15 protein-coding genes and 1 pseudogene are annotated in these 20,815 nt (G+C 39.7%); 1 reads left to right on the top strand and 15 read right to left on the bottom strand.

All coding sequences use genetic code 11. From position 1 onward, the window contains the following. Positions 1-40 precede the first annotated feature (40 nt). From I1A59_RS06285 to I1A59_RS06230, 12 genes are all read right to left on the bottom strand, one after another. Positions 41-895, bottom strand: a complete 855-nt coding sequence (locus I1A59_RS06285) for a nucleotidyl transferase AbiEii/AbiGii toxin family protein (RefSeq protein ID WP_196091935.1) — start codon at positions 893-895, stop codon at positions 41-43. Next, a complete protein-coding gene (locus I1A59_RS06280) occupies positions 892-1,482 on the bottom strand; it encodes a transcriptional regulator (protein WP_196091934.1) in 591 nt (196 codons plus the stop codon). The genes I1A59_RS06285 and I1A59_RS06280 overlap by 4 nt, the downstream gene beginning before the upstream one ends. A gap of 139 nt (positions 1,483-1,621) precedes the next feature. After that, positions 1,622-2,182 (bottom strand): DUF2812 domain-containing protein, encoded by a 561-nt coding sequence (locus tag I1A59_RS06275; protein WP_196091933.1) that lies wholly within the window; start codon positions 2,180-2,182, stop codon positions 1,622-1,624. A gap of 3 nt (positions 2,183-2,185) precedes the next feature. Beyond that, on the bottom strand, positions 2,186-2,500 hold the full coding sequence (locus I1A59_RS06270; RefSeq protein WP_196091932.1) for a PadR family transcriptional regulator: 315 nt from the start codon (positions 2,498-2,500) through the stop codon (positions 2,186-2,188). Between the two features lie 160 nt (positions 2,501-2,660). Further along, positions 2,661-3,215, bottom strand: coding sequence for an SWIM zinc finger family protein (locus I1A59_RS06265; protein ID WP_196091931.1), 555 nt, complete (start codon positions 3,213-3,215; stop codon positions 2,661-2,663). A gap of 373 nt (positions 3,216-3,588) precedes the next feature. Further along, entirely contained in the window at positions 3,589-5,319 is a 1,731-nt protein-coding gene (locus I1A59_RS06260) for a hypothetical protein (protein ID WP_247644689.1), read from the bottom strand. Between the two features lie 169 nt (positions 5,320-5,488). Continuing rightward, entirely contained in the window at positions 5,489-6,841 is a 1,353-nt protein-coding gene (gene rlmD / locus I1A59_RS06255) for a 23S rRNA (uracil(1939)-C(5))-methyltransferase RlmD (RefSeq protein WP_196091930.1), read from the bottom strand. 43 nt (positions 6,842-6,884) lie between these two features. Next, positions 6,885-7,595 carry a purine-nucleoside phosphorylase gene (deoD, locus tag I1A59_RS06250; protein WP_196091929.1) on the bottom strand — a complete coding sequence of 237 codons (711 nt, stop codon included), beginning with the start codon at positions 7,593-7,595 and terminating at the stop codon, positions 6,885-6,887. 150 nt (positions 7,596-7,745) lie between these two features. Next, complete coding sequence (locus I1A59_RS06245; RefSeq protein WP_196091928.1) at positions 7,746-8,555, bottom strand: purine-nucleoside phosphorylase; 810 nt, start codon at positions 8,553-8,555, stop codon at positions 7,746-7,748. Positions 8,556-8,568: 13 nt separating this feature from the next. Then, a complete protein-coding gene (locus I1A59_RS06240; RefSeq protein WP_196091927.1) occupies positions 8,569-9,780 on the bottom strand; it encodes a phosphopentomutase in 1,212 nt (403 codons plus the stop codon). Between the two features lie 13 nt (positions 9,781-9,793). Continuing rightward, the gene (gene rpiA / locus I1A59_RS06235) at positions 9,794-10,465 is read right to left on the bottom strand and encodes a ribose-5-phosphate isomerase RpiA (protein WP_196091926.1); all 672 of its coding nucleotides are present in this window, start codon (positions 10,463-10,465) and stop codon (positions 9,794-9,796) included. A 412-nt stretch (positions 10,466-10,877) separates the two neighbouring features. Then, positions 10,878-14,702 (bottom strand): pullulanase, encoded by a 3,825-nt coding sequence (locus I1A59_RS06230; protein ID WP_196091925.1) that lies wholly within the window; start codon positions 14,700-14,702, stop codon positions 10,878-10,880. A 112-nt stretch (positions 14,703-14,814) separates the two neighbouring features. On the opposite strand from I1A59_RS06230, the gene I1A59_RS06225 reads away from it, so the two are divergent. Then, on the top strand, positions 14,815-16,563 hold the full coding sequence (locus tag I1A59_RS06225) for a P-loop NTPase fold protein (protein WP_196091924.1): 1,749 nt from the start codon (positions 14,815-14,817) through the stop codon (positions 16,561-16,563). Positions 16,564-17,024: 461 nt separating this feature from the next. Here the strand turns inward: I1A59_RS06225 and I1A59_RS06220 are convergent, their stop codons facing one another. The 3 genes and pseudogenes from I1A59_RS06220 to I1A59_RS06210 all read right to left on the bottom strand — a co-directional run. After that, positions 17,025-18,296, bottom strand: a complete 1,272-nt coding sequence (locus I1A59_RS06220) for a hypothetical protein (protein WP_196091923.1) — start codon at positions 18,294-18,296, stop codon at positions 17,025-17,027. Positions 18,297-18,945: 649 nt separating this feature from the next. Then, positions 18,946-20,290, bottom strand: a pseudogene (locus I1A59_RS06215) (IS1634 family transposase); the annotation flags it as partial. 116 nt (positions 20,291-20,406) lie between these two features. After that, a partial coding sequence (locus I1A59_RS06210; protein WP_196091203.1) for a transposase occupies positions 20,407-20,815 on the bottom strand: 409 nt, incomplete at its 5' end.

The raw sequence follows: 20,815 nt of genomic DNA, 5'->3' as shown, positions 1-20,815 counted from the left end.
AGCTAATCCAAAGGTGCCATTCCAAGTCTAGGTTAGAGTACTAATCGTCCCTCTTAGTGTCAGTTTTTTGCATCAAATCCCTTACAACTTGAACAGATTCTTCAAATGAAATCAGTCGAGCATAAGTAAATTGCTTCTGATACCGTAGCCAAAGCTGTCTTTGATACTCAGAATTTTCAATACTATCTACTTGCTCTTCCCAATAATCTAGAAACTCGCTACTTCCTCTCTTAGTTGTAGTGTTTTTCAATGCATTTCCTAGTACAAAGTAGTCAATCTCTTCATTTCTAAGTTTAAACAAGGAAAAAAGATCATAACGATCACGGGGACGAGTGGAAGCTTGTCCTCGACTAATGATTGCTTCTAATTTTTCAGCGAGAACTGTTTCCAGATTATAGGCCCAAACCTTTATCACTTCATTTGAGAAAACAGATTCGATCGTGTAGCGAATCTCTCTAGGCGTAATACTGTCTCCGGTTGTGATGTCTATAAAGACTACCTCTCGCAATTTTTCAAATGTCGCGTTCAATTTTAAGGCATAGCCCCCATATTGATCATCTTTGCGAATCGGTTCTAATCCATCCACTGTAAAACTAAAATTCTCAGTTGGCTGTGACAAAATCTCTTCGAACATGGCCAGAAGGTTCTTTTGATCTAGCTCTGTTCCCTTTAATGTAACATCCAAATCCATTGTAGTACGTTTGTCAACTCCGATTAAGTGCCCAATCAGATAGCCACCTTTTACAATAAAATGATCTTTAAAATTACTCGTCGCAATTAATTTCAGAACTTGTTCAATCAGATAATTTTGCTGAATTTGTTGCGGAGGCACCGCTTTTTCTTTCGCTAAATTTTTAATCTTCGCTTTAAAACTAACTGCATTTGAAAACTTCATTGTAATACCTCCAGATAAGATTGTAGCTTCTTTTCTACTCTAAAAATCTTGGCGTATTGAAAGAGTTTTGAGAGCTTAATCGTCCCACTCTTAAAATAGGCCTGAAAAGCTGGAGCGACTACTTGAATATCGATATGGTAAATAGGCCGAAGACACTCAACCAATGTCCTTTCTAGCTCATACACTCTTACCACTTGACCTGGTAGCCGCTCTAATTCCACAATACCTGTCTCATAATTGGAACGTAGGATGACCGGTCGCACTCCTCCTTCTTTGATATTTTTTGTATTTGTCCCATATGGAAAGCTCATACTCATCTCAAACGGGACTGTCAAGGTCAATCCATGTAACCATAAGGCAGTGTCCAAAGAATAAATTCCTTTGGAAAAACGATGTTGCAGCACAAACCATTCATCCAGATATGTATCTGGTAAACGATAAAGCCCTTTTTCTTCCACTACGACCTGCTCCTCACTCACCATATTTAACAATGACTTGTAAGGAAGTTCCTTTTCAAGAACTTGTTGATACGTTAGAAAACCACTGTTTTCATCCATACTCTCAAAAATTTGATGCTTCTTTTCCATTCCTTAAACCTTTACTTAAAAACAAAATGCTAACATCTATCTAAAATGTTAGCATTTTGTTTCCTATTCTTCAATTATTTACTGATGAAACTTTAGCAGGGAAAATAACAGTCGCTTCCATATTTAAAGAGAAAATCGTTTAATTTCGAATACGATTTGTTAAGGAGCGCTTTAATTTCAATAATTTCCAACCTGTATATCCCAATAAAAGAACATAAACAATTGCAAGAAAGACATAAAAATTAAAGATAAAACTTGCAATTCCTGATGATACATTTATTTTTCTAAAAAGGGTCGGGAGAATAATCGATAAAAAGATAGCAACAATCGGGAGAATTCGTTTTTGAAAAACTTCTTGAATCATCTCCAATTTTGAAGCATCATCTGAAAAAATATCCAATTCCTCAGCACCTACTTGCGCTCCCTCAATGCTTCTGAAATAATTCCAACCATTGCATTTGGTTACATATTCCCAGCCATAATCTCGATACATCTGAATATAATCCTCTGCTGGATTCTGATTTTTAAAATCCAGTTTGTAGATGGCTTGTGTTTCAGTGGTTTCTTCAAAAGCAAAAATCCCAATCGGTTTAATATCAACCAATTTCCAACCTTGTTGTTGCTGCTGGGACAACCAGACTTCTTCCTCAAGATAATCCGCAATTGTAAACCATCTAAACAGAACTTTTCTTTTCGCCATTGCTTATTCTCCTCTACTATTCCGATACAATCTTGCGATTCGTTGTATTTCTGTGTCTAGAATCTCCTTACCGAGTTCCGTGATGACGTAGATCTTCCTTTTTTCTTCCTCACCTACAAATTGGATGAGTCCGTCCTTTTCCATTTTTGACAAAGAACCATACATAGTCCCAGGTCCAATTTTCACTTCGTCATTGGTCAAGCTTTTGACATTCTGTCCAATTCCATAGCCATGCTGGGGCGATTGAAGGCTGAACAAGATGTAGAAGGCAGATTCCGTCATGGGAACATAACTTCTTTTCAATTTGTCACTAATCATAAATCCTCTCTTTCTTACATCTACATACGATATATCGCGATACGTTATAACTAGATTATATCAAACCTCGATATAATGTTCAAGCTTATTATGAAAAAAGCTCACTAACCTAGTGGTTAGTGAGCCAAAATTGGGGGAAATTCAGTCAAAAATAGCTATCTCAGAAGAAAAAGTATCCATTCTCTTCATCATACCAGTCATCTTCGTAGTCTTCTTCTTCGTAAAAAACATCCGTTTCTTGACTAGTGAGCTCTTCCATTTTCATCAAAGTTTCGATCAATTCCTCCCGTAATTGATCTGGGGTCAGCTTGTCTACATAGGCTGTAATTTTTTGAAGCTTCTGCTCTCGTAGCAATCGCATCTCATCTTCCATAGCTTGACGGAGCATCTCTTTTTCTCGTTCCTCTTGCTCCCAATAATCAAGCACCGCTTGTGCTTGTTCTGGGAACTGTTGGAAATAAAGGGCAACCATATGTTTGCAGACAACTTGTCTACCAGCTGCAAAAGGACAAGTGCAGTTCGACTTACGTGGCTGATGAATATAGATTTCTACTTGATAAATTTGATGATTCGAACCACTGACTTCTCCTTTGAAAACACCTTCAGCCAAGATCTCCATTCCCAGAACTTTCTTTTGGAAATAGTAACGAAGTCCTCTCTCAAATGACCTCCTACTAGCCAAATGGACCAATTTTAATTCATCCCAAATACTCATGATGGAACCTCCTATTTGTTAGCAGAGAGCACTCTTCAATTGTTGAAGAGCATGCCATAGCTTATTTATTAGCAATTCAACCAATCATTATTCGACTATCACCGAATATTTTCTCACAAAGATTACCAGGAATAGGTATTATTATCGATTGTCTATTCTTCCATTACCAACAATTCCAGATTCAGCACTTCGCTGTTACCCTACGGTCACAAGTTTCCTCACTTTATAACAGCTAAGCATCTACTTTTACTTCGATGCTAAATCATCTCGTACAAGCAGTGATACTGCCTCCACATGTGCTGATAGGTCTTACCTATATTATGAAACGAAATCAAATTGGATTAATTTTCGATAATACTGTGGAACGATAATTCTAATCCTTTAAATAGTAATTTTCACAGTCATCACATAGAAAAGGAAAATCGTCACTTTTTGAACCCAAATCATAGCGACCACATCTCTCACAGTCTGTTACTTCGTTGATTTCTCCACAGTTCAGACATTTACCAAAATCTGCGATCTTTTTATCAACACATATCCATTCCTCCCCACACTCTTCACAAGGTACATCTAAAATAGGATCAGAGCCCCCATCTTTAATTATAGAATATCTGGAACTTTCCACTAATGCCTTATAATCTATGAATCCAGTATTTATTATTTCAACCAATCTATTACCTAGTCTAGACAGTTCGTACTCTGAAACACCATCCATCTGGACAGGCAAGTAAATACCTTGAGACTCATCGAATTCAACCTCTCCATTAGTATAGGATACTCTTCCAATTGATTCTGAACTTGAACTTCCATCTTTTTTAAACCTTAAATATAAGAAACTTTCGGAACCTTCATAGTCGTTTATATCTGTATCAGCCTCAAAACTAATTAACTGACCATCTATTTTGTTTTCAATTTCGAATACAACACAATTTGAATTACAATCATTTAGTGCAGTATAATCGCTGAAATTCAAATACCCACTGAATCGGAAGTTTTCTTCAATCGAATCATAAAGTCTACTCAATTCATCATTGAATTTAGCTAGAATCTGATTTCTATCACGAATTATTACCCCACTCTCACTTTCCTTTAATTCAAGAATTCTTTCCGACAGGATTGACTCTTCTTTTAGATAGAATAATTCAGACTCAAATTCTTCTTCCTTACGCTCCTCCTCTGATTTAACTTCTAACGACATCTTTTGCATACCATCATCTAATCCTCCTTGAACAACATTAATTGAATTTAATATTTTCCTATAGGCTGATTTATCTATCAATTTATTGTGAGCGATATGATTTCGATTCAATTCAAATATTTTGAAATCGTCCAGAAAACTTTCAGGCAAAAGAGGAGAAAAAATCATTTGCCACCAATCACCATATACAACTTGCTGACTTTGTAGAATTTTAGCCAAATTTTCCAAATGTAAATTAGGCTGAGTCAATTTCATTATATTCTCTTCGGAAGACTCCCACTTCATCACTTTATTTGATAATATATCAAGTAGATCACCTGTATCAATAGACATCAATCGTTCATCTACATCTTTGAAATTATCAAGTATTGCTTTGTAGCCACTAAGTCTACTTTTGTGCTTTTCTTGAATTTTTAATGATACAAGATTCCACCAATGAATACCAAATTTCCTATTCATTACCATTGTAATAAATTTTCTAGCTAAATTTTCAACCATAAAAATTCTTGGGTATAAATCAGTTGCTAAAAATTCAGACTCAGCATCATACAACCAAAATATCTTTTTATGTTTAGCTTTGATAAAGTTTTTCACTACAACCTTTAATCGTTCAAGATAGTCATTTTCAATGTTAAGACTGTAATTTTCACTTTGAATTGAAACTTCAAGTTCATAACTATTTTCATATGTATTAAATTTTACATCGATTTTCCAAATACATTCTTCAGAATGGAAATCAATAACATAAAGTGGTACTTCAGTTAGGCTATGAATTTGACTAACTACTGATTCATCATCAATTACTCCTGATTGGACCATAAAAGTTTTAAATTCCATCATGTAACTATCGAAATTATCAACCACTTTTTCCTCTGCAATTGCTACAAATTCAATCAGTGTCTGCAATATCTTATGACCTCCAAATTGTACTACTATTTTATTATATAACAAAAAATAATATAATGCCTCAGTTGCAGTCTTTTTCGTTTTTCTCTACGAGAAAAACTGGCTTGAAGCCATAATAATAAAAAGCCTTGCAACCAAGGCTTTTCATTCTCTTTTCATTCAATAAATTCTACTCTTTCACCAACAATCCCACTGCCTCCACATGGTGTGTCATCGGAAACAGATCGACCGGCTGAACTTCCTTTAGTTTGTATCCAAGTTCTTCGTAGTGTTTCACATCACGCGCCATGGTGGCGGAGTTACAGGAGATGTAGACGATGCGGTCCGGTTGGACTTGGGCGCTGGATTCGATAAAGCTTGGGGTGAGGCCTTTTCGTGGTGGGTCAACAAAGATGACGGTTGGTTGGATTCCCTGTTTCACCCAGTTTTGCATGGCTGTTTCGGCTTGGTCGCAGACGTAGGTCACATTGTCGATGTGATTGCGTTGGGCATTTTTCTGGCTGTCCTCGACGGCTTTGGGGATGACTTCAACTCCATAAACGTGCGCGACTTGTTTGGCTAGGGATAGTCCGATGGTTCCAATACCGGAATAAGCATCGATAGCGATGTCATCGGCCTTGAGTTGTGCCATGTCCATGGCAACTTGGTAGAGTTTTTCAGCCATTGGAGTGTTAACCTGGTAGAAGGATTGGGCGGAAATTTCGAACTCATTGCCCAACATCTGGTCCACAATCGTTTCCTTACCGTAAAGGAGACGGAATTCGTTGCCCAGAATGGCATTGGTTTTTTGGTCATTGATATTCTGCAGAATCGATACCAGATTTGGGAATTCCTTAGTCAGTTGCTCAATCAAGACTTCAATCCGGAAGACCTTCGGGCGCGTGGTGACCAAGACTAGCATCATTTGACCTGTATAATGAGCACGACGCACCAAGATATTGCGAATCAGCCCAGTCCCTTCTTTCTCATCATAAGGTTTTAAATCCAAGCGTCTCAAGAGATTTCGGGTCGCCAAGATTAACGCGTCGATTTCTTTTTCTTGTATATAAAAATCTTCAATGGGAATCAAGTCATGAGAGTTTTTTCTGAAAAAACCGCTTTCTAGTTGTCCTTGGACCCGGCGAACAGGTACGGCAGCTTTGTTGCGATAAGCTAGAGGGGAGTCAGCTGCTAGGGTTGGGGCAACGGCCACACTGTCTAGACCAGCAATCTTTTTCAAATTCTGCTTCACTTGGCCTTGCTTGAACAGCAACTGCTGATCATAGTTCAGATGGCCCAGGTCTGCAATCCCAGTCCGAAGATAGGTCAAGTTGGTCTCCTGGTTTCGATGAGGCGAAACTTGTAGCCAGTCCTCCACCTTGCCGTAACCGATTTTCTTGTTAACCTTAAGGACTCGCATACGAATGACTTCTCCAGGCAGGGCATTGTCTACAAAAAAGACACGACCGTCTACCTTGGCAATTCCCTGCCCTTCATGACTGAGATCTACAATTTCTACTTCTACAATTTGATTTTTTTCCAACGTTTTCTCCTATTAAGAAAGTGGAGCCTGAGGCTCCACTTTCTCATTCAGCAATCAAGGTTTCCAAACCAACCTTCATCATATCGGTGAAGGTGTTTTGGCGTTCTTCTGCGGTCGTATCTTCTTCAGGATTTACGAGACTATCTGAGATGGTCATAATTCCCAAAGCTTCAACATGGTGTTGTGCAGCCAAGTAATAGAGGGCTGCGGCTTCCATTTCAACGGCTTTGACTCCAAGTTTTCCAAGCTCAAGGTTTTCCTTGAAGAACTTAGAATAAAAGACATCAGAGGATAGGACACTTCCTACGTGGGTCGTCAAGCCCATGTCCTTGGCGATGTGGTAAGCCTTATCTAGCAACTTAAAGCTAGCAATTTGTGGGAAGTCATACATGGGCCAGTCGTTCCGAATAATGTTAGAGTTGGTTGCAGCTGCTTGAGCTAGAACCAATTCACGAACGTGAACATCTCCTGATAGGGAACCAGCAGTCCCCACACGGATTAACTTTTTAACCCCGTAATCAACAATCAATTCCCGCGCATAGATGGAAATGGATGGCATTCCCATTCCAGTCCCCATCACACTGACACGATGACCTTTGTAAGTCCCAGTATAGCCGAACATATTACGGACTTGGTTAAAGAGGACGGCATCTTCTAAAAAATTCTCTGCAATAAATTTGGCCCGAAGAGGATCTCCAGGAAGTAAGATTTTATCAGCAATTTCGCCTACTTTGGCTTCAATATGGATTGACATGATTTCTCCTTTTAAAGGAGGTTGAGACCAGATTCTCAACCTTCCTATTTTAGTTCGTGAAGTAACTTTAACGCAGTGGTTGATTGATGTTCTCTTATCCAGAAACTCAAAGAGTCAATTCCTGACTCTTTGACCTCCGAAAATTCAATTTTACAGTTCTGCTAAAACAGCCTTGACAAAAGACTTGAAGTTTTCTTTGATGCGTTGGGTTACTTCCACCACTTCTTCATGGTTGAGTTCAGCTTGGAAGCCTGCAGCAAAGTTAGTAATGGCTGAAATCCCCAAAACTTTCATTCCTGAGTGGGCAGCTACGATGACTTCTGGAACGGTTGACATCCCAACGGCACTAGCTCCCATAGTTTGGTAGGCACGGATTTCGGCTGGTGTTTCATAGGTAGGGCCTGTAACTCCTAGATAGACACCTTCTTGAAGTTCAATGTCCAAGACCGCTGCTACCTTACGAGCTCGAGAGCGGTAAGCTGCTGTATAAGCATCTGACATATCTGGGAAGCGTGGCCCAAATTCTTCCAAGTTTTCCCCAATCAATGGGTTTTGACCGGTCATGTTAATGTGATCAGAAATCAGCATCAAGGAACCTGGGCCATACTCAATTCCTCCAGCCGCATTGGTTACAATGATCCCTGTTGCGCCAAGAGCTTTCATAACACGAACCGGGAAGGTCACGACTTCCATCGGATTTCCTTCATAGAAATGGAAACGTCCTTGGAGAGCTAGCACCTTACGGCCTGCCAAATCCCCATAGACCAGCTTACCAGCATGTCCGACAACTGTGGACTGACCCCAGTTGGGAATTTCTGCATAGTCAACAACAATGGCATTTTCCACTTCTTCTGCCAATTCACCCAAGCCTGAACCCAGAATCAACCCAAATTCAGGGGCTGAGATTCCCTTGTCCTGTAGAAAAGCAGCTGTCTCTTTAATCTTATCCATCAATGTCATTCCCAGATTCTCCTTATTTTAATTGATCCAAAAAACTAGATCCAATCATGGATGGCTTCACGCCAAAGTTATCTGCAATAGTAGCGGCTACATCCGCAAAGTTCCCCACTTCAATGTGACCACTTCCTTCCAGGCTCTTACTGAAAAGCAGGAGAGGTACATATTCGCGAGTATGATCGGTTCCCACAAAGGTCGGATCATTGCCGTGGTCAGCGGTAATCATGAGAAGATCCTTATCCCCCATATTGGCAATAATTTCAGGAATACGCGCATCAAACTCTTGCAAGGAATCACGGTACCCTTCCGGATCACGACGATGACCAAAGAGGGCATCAAAGTCTACTAAGTTTGTGAAGGATAAACCTGTTGTAAATTCAGGGTTCTTCAAGGTTTCAACCAACTGATCAACCCCATGTTCATTGGATTGATTGTGCCCAACATCGTTGGAAATCCCAGAACCATTGAAAATATCATTGATTTTTCCAACTGCATAAGTTGGAACTCCCGCTTCTTTCAAGTTGTCCAATATGGTTGGAGAAAATGGAGAAACTGCGTAGTCATGCCGGTTGGCTGTCCGGGTAAAATGACCTGGTTCTCCTACAAAAGGACGGGCAATGATCCGTCCCAAGAGAGTTGGGCGCTCAAGGGTAATTGAACGCGCATACTCACAAATGCGGTATAGTTCTTCCAATGGAATAATGTCTTCATGAGCCGCAATCTGCAAAACAGGGTCCGCAGAAGTATAGACAATCAACTCACCCGTTTCCATCTGACGTGGTCCGAAATCATCAATCACAGCGGTTCCAGAATACGGTTTGTTTGCCTCACGAATAATCTTACGACCTGAGAACTCTTCAATTTTTTGGAGCAAGTCCTCTGGGAAACCATCCCAGAAAGTATCAAATGGTTCTGTAATGTGCAAGCCCATCAATTCCCAGTGACCCGTCATGGTATCTTTTCCAAGGGATTGTTCTTCCAACTTGGTCACATAACCCGTTGGATTTTCAACAGCTGCTACAGTTTTCAAAGGTTCAGGACGTTGAATATTTCCCAAGCCCATTTTTTCCATCTCAGGAACCTTGAGTCCAACCGTTTCTGAAATATGTCCGAGGGTATCGGAACCTGTATCTGGTTCTCCGGCATTGAAGAAATTAGCAGCATCTGGTGCTTCGCCAATTCCCACAGAGTCCATGACAACCACATGAATACGATCAAATTTTGACATCTTGCTACTCCTCTTATTTTGTAATTTCACGAATACCATCTTGACCAGCAACCACCACACGCTGGACCATCTGGTTAAAGAGACCATGCTCTACAACACCCACCATCCGGTCTAGCTCCTCGGCCAAGGCCAAGGGATCCTCAATCTGCTCCAGATGCAAATCGATGATGTAGTTTTGCATGTCCGTTACATAATAGTCCCCATCCACCATCCGGAAAGTCGGTTGGTAGCCCCGTTCTTTAAAGCGATGGAAGACCTGCTGGGCTCCATAGCGGACCACCTCAACAGGAAGCGGAAAGGCTCCTAGATGCTCAACCAACTTAGATTCATCGACTACCCAGATATACTCCTGGGTCGGCAAGGCTACCACCTTCTCCATCAAGAGGGCACCGCCACCACCCTTGATTCCATTGAGATCTGGATCCACTTCATCTGCTCCGTCTACTGTCACATCTACAGACAGGACTTGGTCTATGGTCTTCAGCGGAATCCCCAAACCTTCAGCCTGTTCAGCAGTTCGGTGCGACGTGGTCACCCCCACAATCTCCAGCCCTTCCTCCTGGACCCTCCGGCCCAGTTCTTGAACAAAATAATAGGCTGTTGACCCGGTCCCTAGACCAACGATCATGCCATTTTCGACATAACTAGCCGCGTGAATCCCCGCTTGCTCCTTTAACTTTTCCATAAAAACTCCTACAACTAAACGGATTTCAGAACAAGATCTGAAATAGGCGTGCCGACCTTGAGCGGAGATGGGAATCTCTTTTCAATTACCTCCATTATATCAAAAAAATCCCCCGCTTGGTATGGCAGGGGACGGAAGTCGCAATCGCTTCCAGCTATTTCAGAACACAGATCACCGTGGCTGAAGAAACTGGCATGAGATTTGTAATCTTCTTAATACTGTAACTTTGATCTGCAAGGGCTGTAATCTCCTCCATCAGAATGATCGAAATTTGAGTCGTCTTTTGCATCAGTGGCCTTGTTGAAACGACAACCTTCTTGCAAGAACTGCATTGGTAACGCCGCTTCCTCAAGTAAAGTCGGAAATACAAGTCCATGTTATTTGGCGCTCACGTTTATTTTAGTGTACAGGTTTACTCCTCTTTTTTCCTGAGGAGTGCTGCACTGATTGCTGCTGAACTCACTCCAAGTAAGGCGAGGAGGCTAGTTTGCTCCCCTGTATTTGGAAGCTTGTCCTCACCTTCAGTTGCTTGTTCGATTGCTGAAACTTGTTCCGGCATTGTTGCTGTCCTACTTGGATTTTCTTGGCTTATAGGATTGCCTTTGCCTGTCTGCTCGACTTCTTTCAGTATTGCTGTACCAACCACTACAATCCGTTTTTGACCAGTTTCGATTGTTTCCGATATCAGAATGCTTTCAATCAACTGTCCATCTTTCCAGGTTTCCAGATAGCGGCTAATTTTCTTGCCTACTTGCCCTTCTTGAAGCACTTGTTTGTAGCCTTGAGGGAGTTTGGAATCAAAGACGACCTCTTCCTCAACTGGTAACTGCTCTTCGAGCTCCTTTTCTTTGGTTGTCGTTTGTGCTTGCTCTGCTTGAGCACGAAGCAAGAGGACAGTAGCTGTCAATGGAGCCAAGCTTAGACTAGTTTGACCAAGACTGACTCCTTGAAGGTTCGTCAGAGCCTGTATGCCTGCACGCGCTCCATCAACGAGGACTTGTCCTTGTAAAAGATCATGGGTTGCTTCGCTTAGGACAATGGTACGCTCCTTACTATCGGCGTTGACAAAGACCGCGTAACGATCACCATTGCTGGCTACGGTCTGATAACCGATGACCAGGTCTTCGATGCCGATGCCGTTTTGGCCTGGGATTGTCAATAGGGTCACATTCTTATCCACTTCTTCTTTTGTCCCTAAACGAAAGGCATCACTGGACTTCCGCAAGGCAATGAGTCCCTTGGTGAAATCATGGGTACGGACATTGTCTGGATAGAGCTTGGCATTGGTCGCCTTGCTCCAATCAAACTTATTCACAGCATCCGATGAGTCATAAGAATCATGGATGAAATAAGGATAATCGAAAGGACTGCCATCCGCATTGGTCAGCAAATGGGCCTTATTGGGAACCTTCTCTTCTGATATCAGATAGCGATAATCCGGATGGCGGAACTGCTTGGTGCGACCATACTCCTGCCCAGAATGGATGAAAGGTGTCCCTTGGGAAGTGAGCACAAGCAGATTTCCCAAGCGCTGCCGTTGATGAATTTCCGCCGCATTCTCCGCCTTGCTTGGATCCTTCTTAATGGATTGGGCGATAATATCAAAGAGGGTTAAGTTATCATGGGCCGCAATGTATTGAATAACATCCCCTGGATCGTCCGCTAGGAAATTCCCCGGCTGAGCCTTGATATTGTTAAAGACAGACTCCAGATTCTTAGGTGCTCCTGTAATAAAGGCGGGTTGTCCTTCATTTGGATAGCCGGACTTGACCGTGTTCCGAATCTCATCCGAGAAGACCGCCACTGTGTCGGTTGAACTCATCCAATCCTGATCCGCTGCCTTAACCGGCTGATTGGTGTCCCCTGTAAAGGTTCGCCAACCTTCTCCAAGCATGATGACATTTCGATTGAGTTTTTTAGCTTCCGCAAAGGCTAGCTCAATCGCCTCAGCATCATGGTCCCCCATCATATCAAAACGGAAACCATCCACCTTGTATTCATCCACCAAATATTTAATGGAATCCACTAAAACCCGTCGACTCATGTGGTGGGTAGTTCCCAAACGTCCCCCGCCGAAACTCGATTTCGCCGTCCCATCACTCTCCATAAAGTGATAATAATTGGGCTCCAAATCCTCAAAGAGGAAGGTTTTGGCCGTATGGTTATAGACGACATCTAAGATAACCCCCATGCCTTGCTTATGAATCTCATGAACCAAATTCTTGAATTCCTGAATCCGCTTCATCGGATCGCTTGGATCAGTTGAGTACATCCCACCAAGGGCAAAGTAGGACTGTGGATCATAACCCCAATTGTAATTGGTGTTGGATGACGCATACTCTGCCAAGCGCTCCCCATTCTTCAACTCATTAACAAAGTAATAGCTCATAACTGGTAAGAGTTGAATATGCGTTACACCCAATTCCTTAAGATATGCCAACCGTTCCGCAAAGGCCGCAAAGGTTCCAAATCGATGGGACAATTCCCCAGCAATCGCTGGATCAGAAGTGAAGTCTCGAACATGGGCCTCATAAATCACCGCATCTTCCCTTTGCTTGAAGTTGGGAATAGACGCGAAGCTCAAGCCCTTTGGTCCAGCCTCACTCGGATCCACAATGGCCGCCTTGGCAACCCGATTGGCCGAACCTTGATCCGCCAACTCACTATTCCAAGCCGCTAAGGATTTAGCATACGGATCCAATACCAAGACCGTTTCACCTTGGCGCGTGATTTGATAATGATAGAAGTATCCCCGATAATCTTCGATTCCCAATCCGGAAGAAAGATTTAATTGAAGATCCCACTGTCCCCTATCTCCTCTGGTTAAGGGCAGCGTGCTAACTACCCGATTAGGGTCAAGCTTGTCATACAAGACTAAATCTACCTGCTCCGCACTAGGAGACCACAAGGTTAAATCGACCACCCGCCCCTGTTCAGAAACACGAGCACCTAGCTCACCTTGGTAGCCATACAGCTGATCCTTGAGTTGCCAGCCCATCTTAGTTGGGAATCGATCATTTTCATACTTGAGCGTATAACCCGCTCCCTCTGCAGAAAAATCACCTAAAAGCTGAACCTTCTTACTCTCAGAATCCACTAGTAGGTCACGAATCACTACAGACTTGGCGTCCTTATCCACAACAGATAGTTTTTCGAATAAATCTTCCTTGCTGACGCCATCCAAAGTTGTGAATGTTGCTTCCAAGGAATCGAGACGATTATGGGCAGCCCCTAACACTCGAACATCATTGATGTAGTATGGATTGGTATAAATCGTCGCATCATCATCCTTAAGGAAAATCTGCGTATGATTCTTCAAATCTGAAAAATTGTAATCCTTAGGCTGAATCTTCACCGCATCCCCAGCCTGACTCTCATCCAATAACAGAAAACCAATTGAATTTGCCAACTCTGTCAGCTTCACATCTCGATAAACACCATACTGACCCCGATGATCAAAATCCACACCATCCGGCCAATCACCCATCTGTACATCCGCAACATCACCCCAAAGCCAGAGACTTTTCTGGTCATAATTGCCATCCGTCCGGAAATAATTAATCCGGAGATAGCCCTCCTGCAAAGGCTCATACAGACTCAGCTTAAAGTTCTGATCAAACCAAGCCTGGTTCATATCCGAACGAATCCTCTCAATCGTCTTGTCCCCCGTTAAATTCTCACCTGCTGTATTGTTAATCAACAAACTAATCTTCTTGGCCTGCTCCCCCTTCATACGGACATCCATGTAATACCCGTATTCATCACGACCAGCCTGCGCAAAACTCGTAGCCCCCGTAGGCCAGCTCCCCTTATCAGACGACGGCACCTCTACATCATCCCAGGACCACAAACCTAAACTCTCCACATTCTCTGAAGGCAGCTCTTTAAAATGAACACGGAAGCTCCCCTCCTCAATCGGGACACTCTTGCCTTCACCCAAAACAGGAACATCTGCAACCTCCGACCTCTGAGCCTGAGAATCTGGCATCTCATCAGATTTCTCAGCTACCGGCTGGTCAATCCATACGGACTCTTCCAAAACCGGCTCAGCCTGGTAAACAGCCGGAGTATCACTTTTCTTGGCCTCTACTCCCTGTTCCTGCACCACAGGCTCAGACTCTGTAACCTCATCCGCAGCCACCTGACCACCCATGAAGGTCATTGCAATCCCAACAGACGCAATCCCTGTTGAGAACTTCCGAATGGAGAAAATCTCCTGCGCATTCAACTTCTTCATAAATTCCTCCTAAGGATGTATTTCTGATACTATTGTAAGCGTTTTAGTAGTGGATTGCAAACGTTTTCTTTTTGTGGTAACCTTTAGTTAACGATATATTGGAGGATTTAATATGGAAAAAAAACTCGTTTTCTCCGCTCATTCAGATTCACCCGCAATCGAAGATTCACTAAACATTCAACAATACATAGATGGACTCTATAAGTTTGTTAAAAATTGCGAAACACCATTATCCATGTCTATCCAAGGTGACTGGGGATCTGGAAAAACAAGCGTCATGCAATTATTAAAGGAAAAAATCAAAAGTGAAAACCCCAATACCAAAAATACAATCTGGTTTAACACATGGCAATTCACACAATTCGATCTCTCTCCCCTTTTGCCAGTACATTTTATTACCGATTTATTAAATGTATTGGTTAAAGAAGGTCTGACTGGTAGTACTGAATTAATCGAAAGAATCCATAAAACGATAAAATCAACCTTTAAAGTCTTAAGATTACTCCCCTTTTCAAACATCACAGCTGTAACTGAAGAATTATACGATGAATTCTTCACTCCTGACTCCGAAAATAAGGATAGTGGGCTACGAGATTTAAAAGAAAATTTTCAAAGTCTGATAAATGACTTCTGTTCTCAACACCATGTAGACCGGTTATTTTTCTTTATTGATGACTTGGATCGCGTTGAACCACAATATGCTCTGGAGCTCATGGAAGCTATTAAACTCTTCCTTGATTGCAAGCAATGTGTTTTTATTATAGCAATCGATCATGAGGTTGTGAATACAGCACTTGAAAAGAAATACCCCAATTTATCCCAAACTAAACGGGATAGTTTTTTCGATAAACTGATACAAGTTCCCTTCACCGTACCTATCAACAACTATGATATTTCTAAATATATAGAGGGTAAATTACAAAAACTTGGAATCAAAGAAACCACCGAAGATGCGGATTCAAAAGAAATTGTAGAGATTTTAAAATATTCTGTAGGTGGTAATCCTAGAAGTATTAATCGAGCGATTAATAACTACAGCCTGCAAATATATATTAAAAATTCAACATCTACATCGCAACAAGGTAATCCTAATTCCTTTGATCGATCTCTCTTCATTTTAACTTGTATGAGATATGCCTTCCCAGCACAATTTGATGAACTTGAGCAAGACCCTGATGCATTTCTTGAAAATTTAGAAGCTAATTTAGAATCGCAAAATCCATCTTCAACTGATTCAAAATATGATGACTTTCTTCAGTTTTTCCTAAAGGAATATGGAATCAAATATACGAATTCAAAACAAATAGATGAAAAAACAAAAGATGACGTGATGGAACGATTAAAAAACGATTTACAGTTCAGTTCAATTTCCTCAAAAACACCTCTAAATTCAAATAGCTTAACTTTAGTTGAGCGGCAAGAAAAATTTTGGAGTTATTTTAAAACCTTACTAAATAAGGAAATTACTACTGATACGAACTCCGAGTTTACTGAATCCATGACGCAAACCGGTGGGGGCAAACACCCATATCTAAGTTTAAATCACAAGAGTTCGTCAAAAATAATTGAATTAAGGCTTAACAGGAAGTCAATCGGGATTATCGTAGGAATTTCTAATAAAAATCGAAACAGTGATAAATTAATAGAAAAGGTTACTCAGTCACTCGATGAAACAATTAGAAAGCTGAGACTCAATAACACTGATAAAAATAACGAAATCGAAACAAGCATCACTACTAACCATACTGGTTATATCGTCAAAAATAATTCTTTAGGACTTGATTTTTCTAATAACCATGACATATCAGAATGGTATTTTAAACAAATTCATGAAGGTTTGGAAGAATTACGTAAACTGTAAGGTAAGCGCCCAATAACAGGGGATATTGAAAACCTCCAAGATTATAAGCAGATTGCTTATGATCTTGGAGGTTTCTTTATCTACAATTTCCTTGGATTCTTAAAGTCCCTGGTAAATAACGGCTCTAGAATTTCTTTTTGCGAGAGCCTCCGTATTGGACAAATATTCTAGTAAATAAGCTATGTATTTCTCACCATCAACTTGATTGATTTTGGCTATCTCAATTAAGGGCATGACGATAGCACTAAACTCTGCTCCCTCTAAACATACTAAGATTAGTAGTGAGGAAATCTTTGACAGAAGATTTTCTCACTACTTTTTCTTTATGTTAAAGTAGTGGTATCTTTTAAAGTCGTTGTTAAATCTAGCGTTGGACTTCGAGTGTTGAAAACGAAATCACAATTTTATTTATGTAAGATACAGAGTAATGGATATTTTTTCATAAGCTAAACTCTTTGAAACTAGAAATGAATAATTATATAGAAAATAAACAACAGAACAATACCAAACCAAACACTATGATCTGATCTGTGCAGTAATTCATTCGATTCTTGTCTGTCTGATTGATTTAACTTTGTAAAAGAATCTGAATTTTCTTTAATGTAATAATCATAATCAATTTTCATTATTTCATTTGTAATAAATTTAACAGGATATACTTTTTTCTTCTCTATAAATTGATTATTCTCTTTTTTGCCAAAAAAGTGCAGTTGTCCGTTCTCACAATAAAAATATTCTCCACTTTGATTTTGAAAAGAATTGTTTAAACACCAATAATAATTTGAATAGTCAGCCTTCCAAACATTTTCATCTCTACCTATATTACATTTTCTGACTTTTTGGTATAATACATATTTTCCATACATACTATAAGGAGGTAGTTTTCCTCCTGTACTCTTTAAGAAAAAAACTGTGATAGTTTTTAAAATTTTAGTTCTATACTCAAAAAATATTGCTGTTACAGAAATCATTATAAATAATTTAAAAAATGATAGATAAAAATTTTCTACCGATAAATATTTAACCTGACTAACATCAATAGATAGGTTTTTGTCAATAAAGTTTTGAAAAGGTTGATCTTGAATGAATAAATCAAATATCCACAACGAAATATACAATGAAATTGTGAATATAATAAAATTAAACTTAAATCTTGTAATCTCCGGCTGTATTATATCCGACTCTAGATTTTTATTTACCTTTCGTAATTGCTTGTCTGTTATAGAATTAATTAAATCTATACCAAAAAAATCGAATAAAAAATCAATCAAGAAGAGTGACATTAACGTCCAATTAATTGGTGCTTTATCAATACCAACTAAGGATGATACGACGATAGGGATTGTACTTGTTAATAAAAGAGTTACAAACGGTAAACCAGTTAAAGAAACAGAGAATTTAACGATAAATAAAACTAAAATCACAGTTTTTAATATGTTAGAAGCATCATTTACTAACCAAATACCCATTGAAAACTTTAGCAATATCAAAGGATATATAAGAAAACTTGTTCGAAATCCTTGCTTAAATTCATTAACTGTGCTAAAAAAAGTATCAAATTCTTCTTTAAAGTCTTTGTAATTAAAAAAATAATAAAATAAAGATATTATAAGATAAGTAAAAATAAACCCGTGTGAATCATTTTTTATTAAAAAGTAACAAATAAGGGAAATGTCTATAAAGATGGAAATCAGATAATGGAATGCCATGCTTTTATATAATAATATTTTCATCAATATTTTTTTATACTCTTCATTTATCATCACCATTAAACATAATAGTTGCCTAAATAGGTTTAATTACTTCTTCCCCTAATAAAACATCTTTTATATTTTTTAGTCCTACATTTGCTATCTCAGAATCTGAAAATTGTTCAAATTTATATTTATATTTAAAATACCAGAACCATCTCCATCTTTTTCATTTGGAAATCTATGTATTTTCCAAACCACATATCATAGTGAAGGTAACCTTTGAAATCACCAGACAGTCCTCGACAACTTGGTCGTTCCATATATGTTTATGGTGATAAAGAATGATACGCTGTTCTTCATCTTTACCAGACAGAAAGGCAAAAAATAAGTCAAATGGGGATCGCTTTCCAAGATCCTATAAGAGGTTTCATCCGCATAGAGAACAGATTGTTCCTTCCAGATATCTGAAAGAAGACTGTATAGAGGTTTAAAGTAATATTTGGCAGACTTAATATGCCAAACATATATTTCTTTCAATTCACCAGCACAATCAGGACAAACACAATCTTCTAAGCGATGATGAACTTCTTCTGGTTCAAGTTGGTCAAGGATCCCGACTTTATCACTTTAAAAAAGATAAAAGATAGCTAAACCCTTGCGTACCAAGGAGTTTGGCTATCTTTTTCAATTATTTTCTTGTTGTATATGAACCTCTAGCATAATTTCTTAATTCTTCGAACTTCACAACTCCCTTTATCCAATCAATTCCAAGTAACTTATTTAACTCCTGCATATCCGGATTCTCTTGGAGTCTGTAGTAATCATCTTGTAGACGAGTTGCTTTGGCGCTATTTAAAGCTCGAATCATTCTTTCTGGACTCATCGCCCAGTCTGTTCTGTGTTGAAGTAGTCGAATAAATATGAGGGCTATAAAACAAGTTAAGAAGTGAGCTTCTATGTGTTCCTCCGTCCAGACATAAACTGGTCGACTCTCCAATTCGGTCTTCGTTACCCTAAAGCAATCTTCGATTTTCCCAAGCTGCTTGTAAGAATCGAGAATTGCTTCATCTGACATCTCTGTCTCACTGGTAACTATGACATTGATTCCATCAAACTGAGCATCGAAATCTGCCTGTTCTTGATCTATTCTGATTAGTGGAGAGAAGGGTTTAATTTCTCCAGTCTCCTCATCGACATAAGATAGATCAAGATATTTCTTACCACCCTTCTTACTAGTTTGGCGAAATAGTTCCGCATTGGTTAATTTACTGGCGTATTCAAGAGCCCCTTCTCTACGAATTTGTTCACGCTTTGCATATTTTTCATTCCAAGTGATCAAGACTTTCTCCTCAACGACGGGAGAGTTTTTTCCTGTTCCCAGTTTTCGCTCTCGAATATAGGATTTCTTAGCGAAGGTTTCATCTGTGTTGAAGTGCCAACCTTCTGAATCCAAAATTCGTTCCTGAATATCCTTTGGAGCACCTCTTTTTCCTCGATGTTTCTGAGAGAAGAGCCAACCATCACCTTGTTCTAACATGGCAGAAACATTAGTTTTACTATTCATAGCTTTATCTGCCACAACGACAATTCTCTCGATGCCGAATTGTTTTTTCACTTCCTCAACTGCTGGGAGGTAGGTAACAGGGTCTGTTTGATTTCCTCGAAAGAGCTTGTAGCTAATTGGAATTCCGTTGGTATCCATGAAGAGACCTAGTTGAACAATTGGTTTAGGTCGATGTTCCTTACTAGGTCCTCGTCTACGCAAACCAACTTTGAGAAGCTCTCCATCTTCAGAAATTTCCTCTTCATCAGGAATATCGGTTTCAAAAAAATAGTTAGTCACATCGTAGAATACAAGGCGTCCTTCCCGATTGGTTAGGCGGCTAATTTCTTGATGAAGGTGGAGCTGGATATCATCCTTCATTTCGTTTAGTCCCGAATTATTCATACCCTGAATATCTTTGCGTAACTATCAAAAAAATCATCAGAAACAAGCAATAACCAATTGCAGTTCTGATGATTTTTATGAACGATCAAGCTTTTCTATAAATAAAGATGGGTCTGCTACCTTAGCACCCTAAAAAAGGGTAGACTCCGCCCTTGGTGCGACTCTCGATTTTTAAAAATGTATTCTATTTGATTCGGTATCCTAATTTCCTAACAAAGGAGGACTGGTATCCCTTACTGCATAGAGAACGGGGAGTGAGAAATCTAGTCTGGAAATTCGCTCAAAGAGAGCCTGAAACTCATCCTTCAGAGAATAGAGATTAGACAGTTTTAGAATTTGTTTTCTAGCACTTTTGACGCATTTTCCAGCTATATTCACAAACAGTTTCCGAAAACGTTTCATCGTCAAATTCTTCACAGACCCACTAGCTAGATGCTTCATAAATAAGGAAAGATTATAGGCCAAGCAAGAAATCATCATACGAACTTCATTCTTGATTAGAGTTGAACTATCTGTCTTATCCCCAAAAAATCCAGACTTCATCTCTTTTATGAAATTTTCAGACTGTCCTCGTTTTCGGTAAAGTTGAAAACATTCTTCGCTAGCACCA

The sequence above is a fragment of the Streptococcus sp. NLN76 genome (genome assembly GCF_015686645.1).
Lineage (GTDB): Bacteria > Bacillota > Bacilli > Lactobacillales > Streptococcaceae > Streptococcus.
This window is presented reverse-complemented; position numbering and strand designations above follow the sequence as displayed.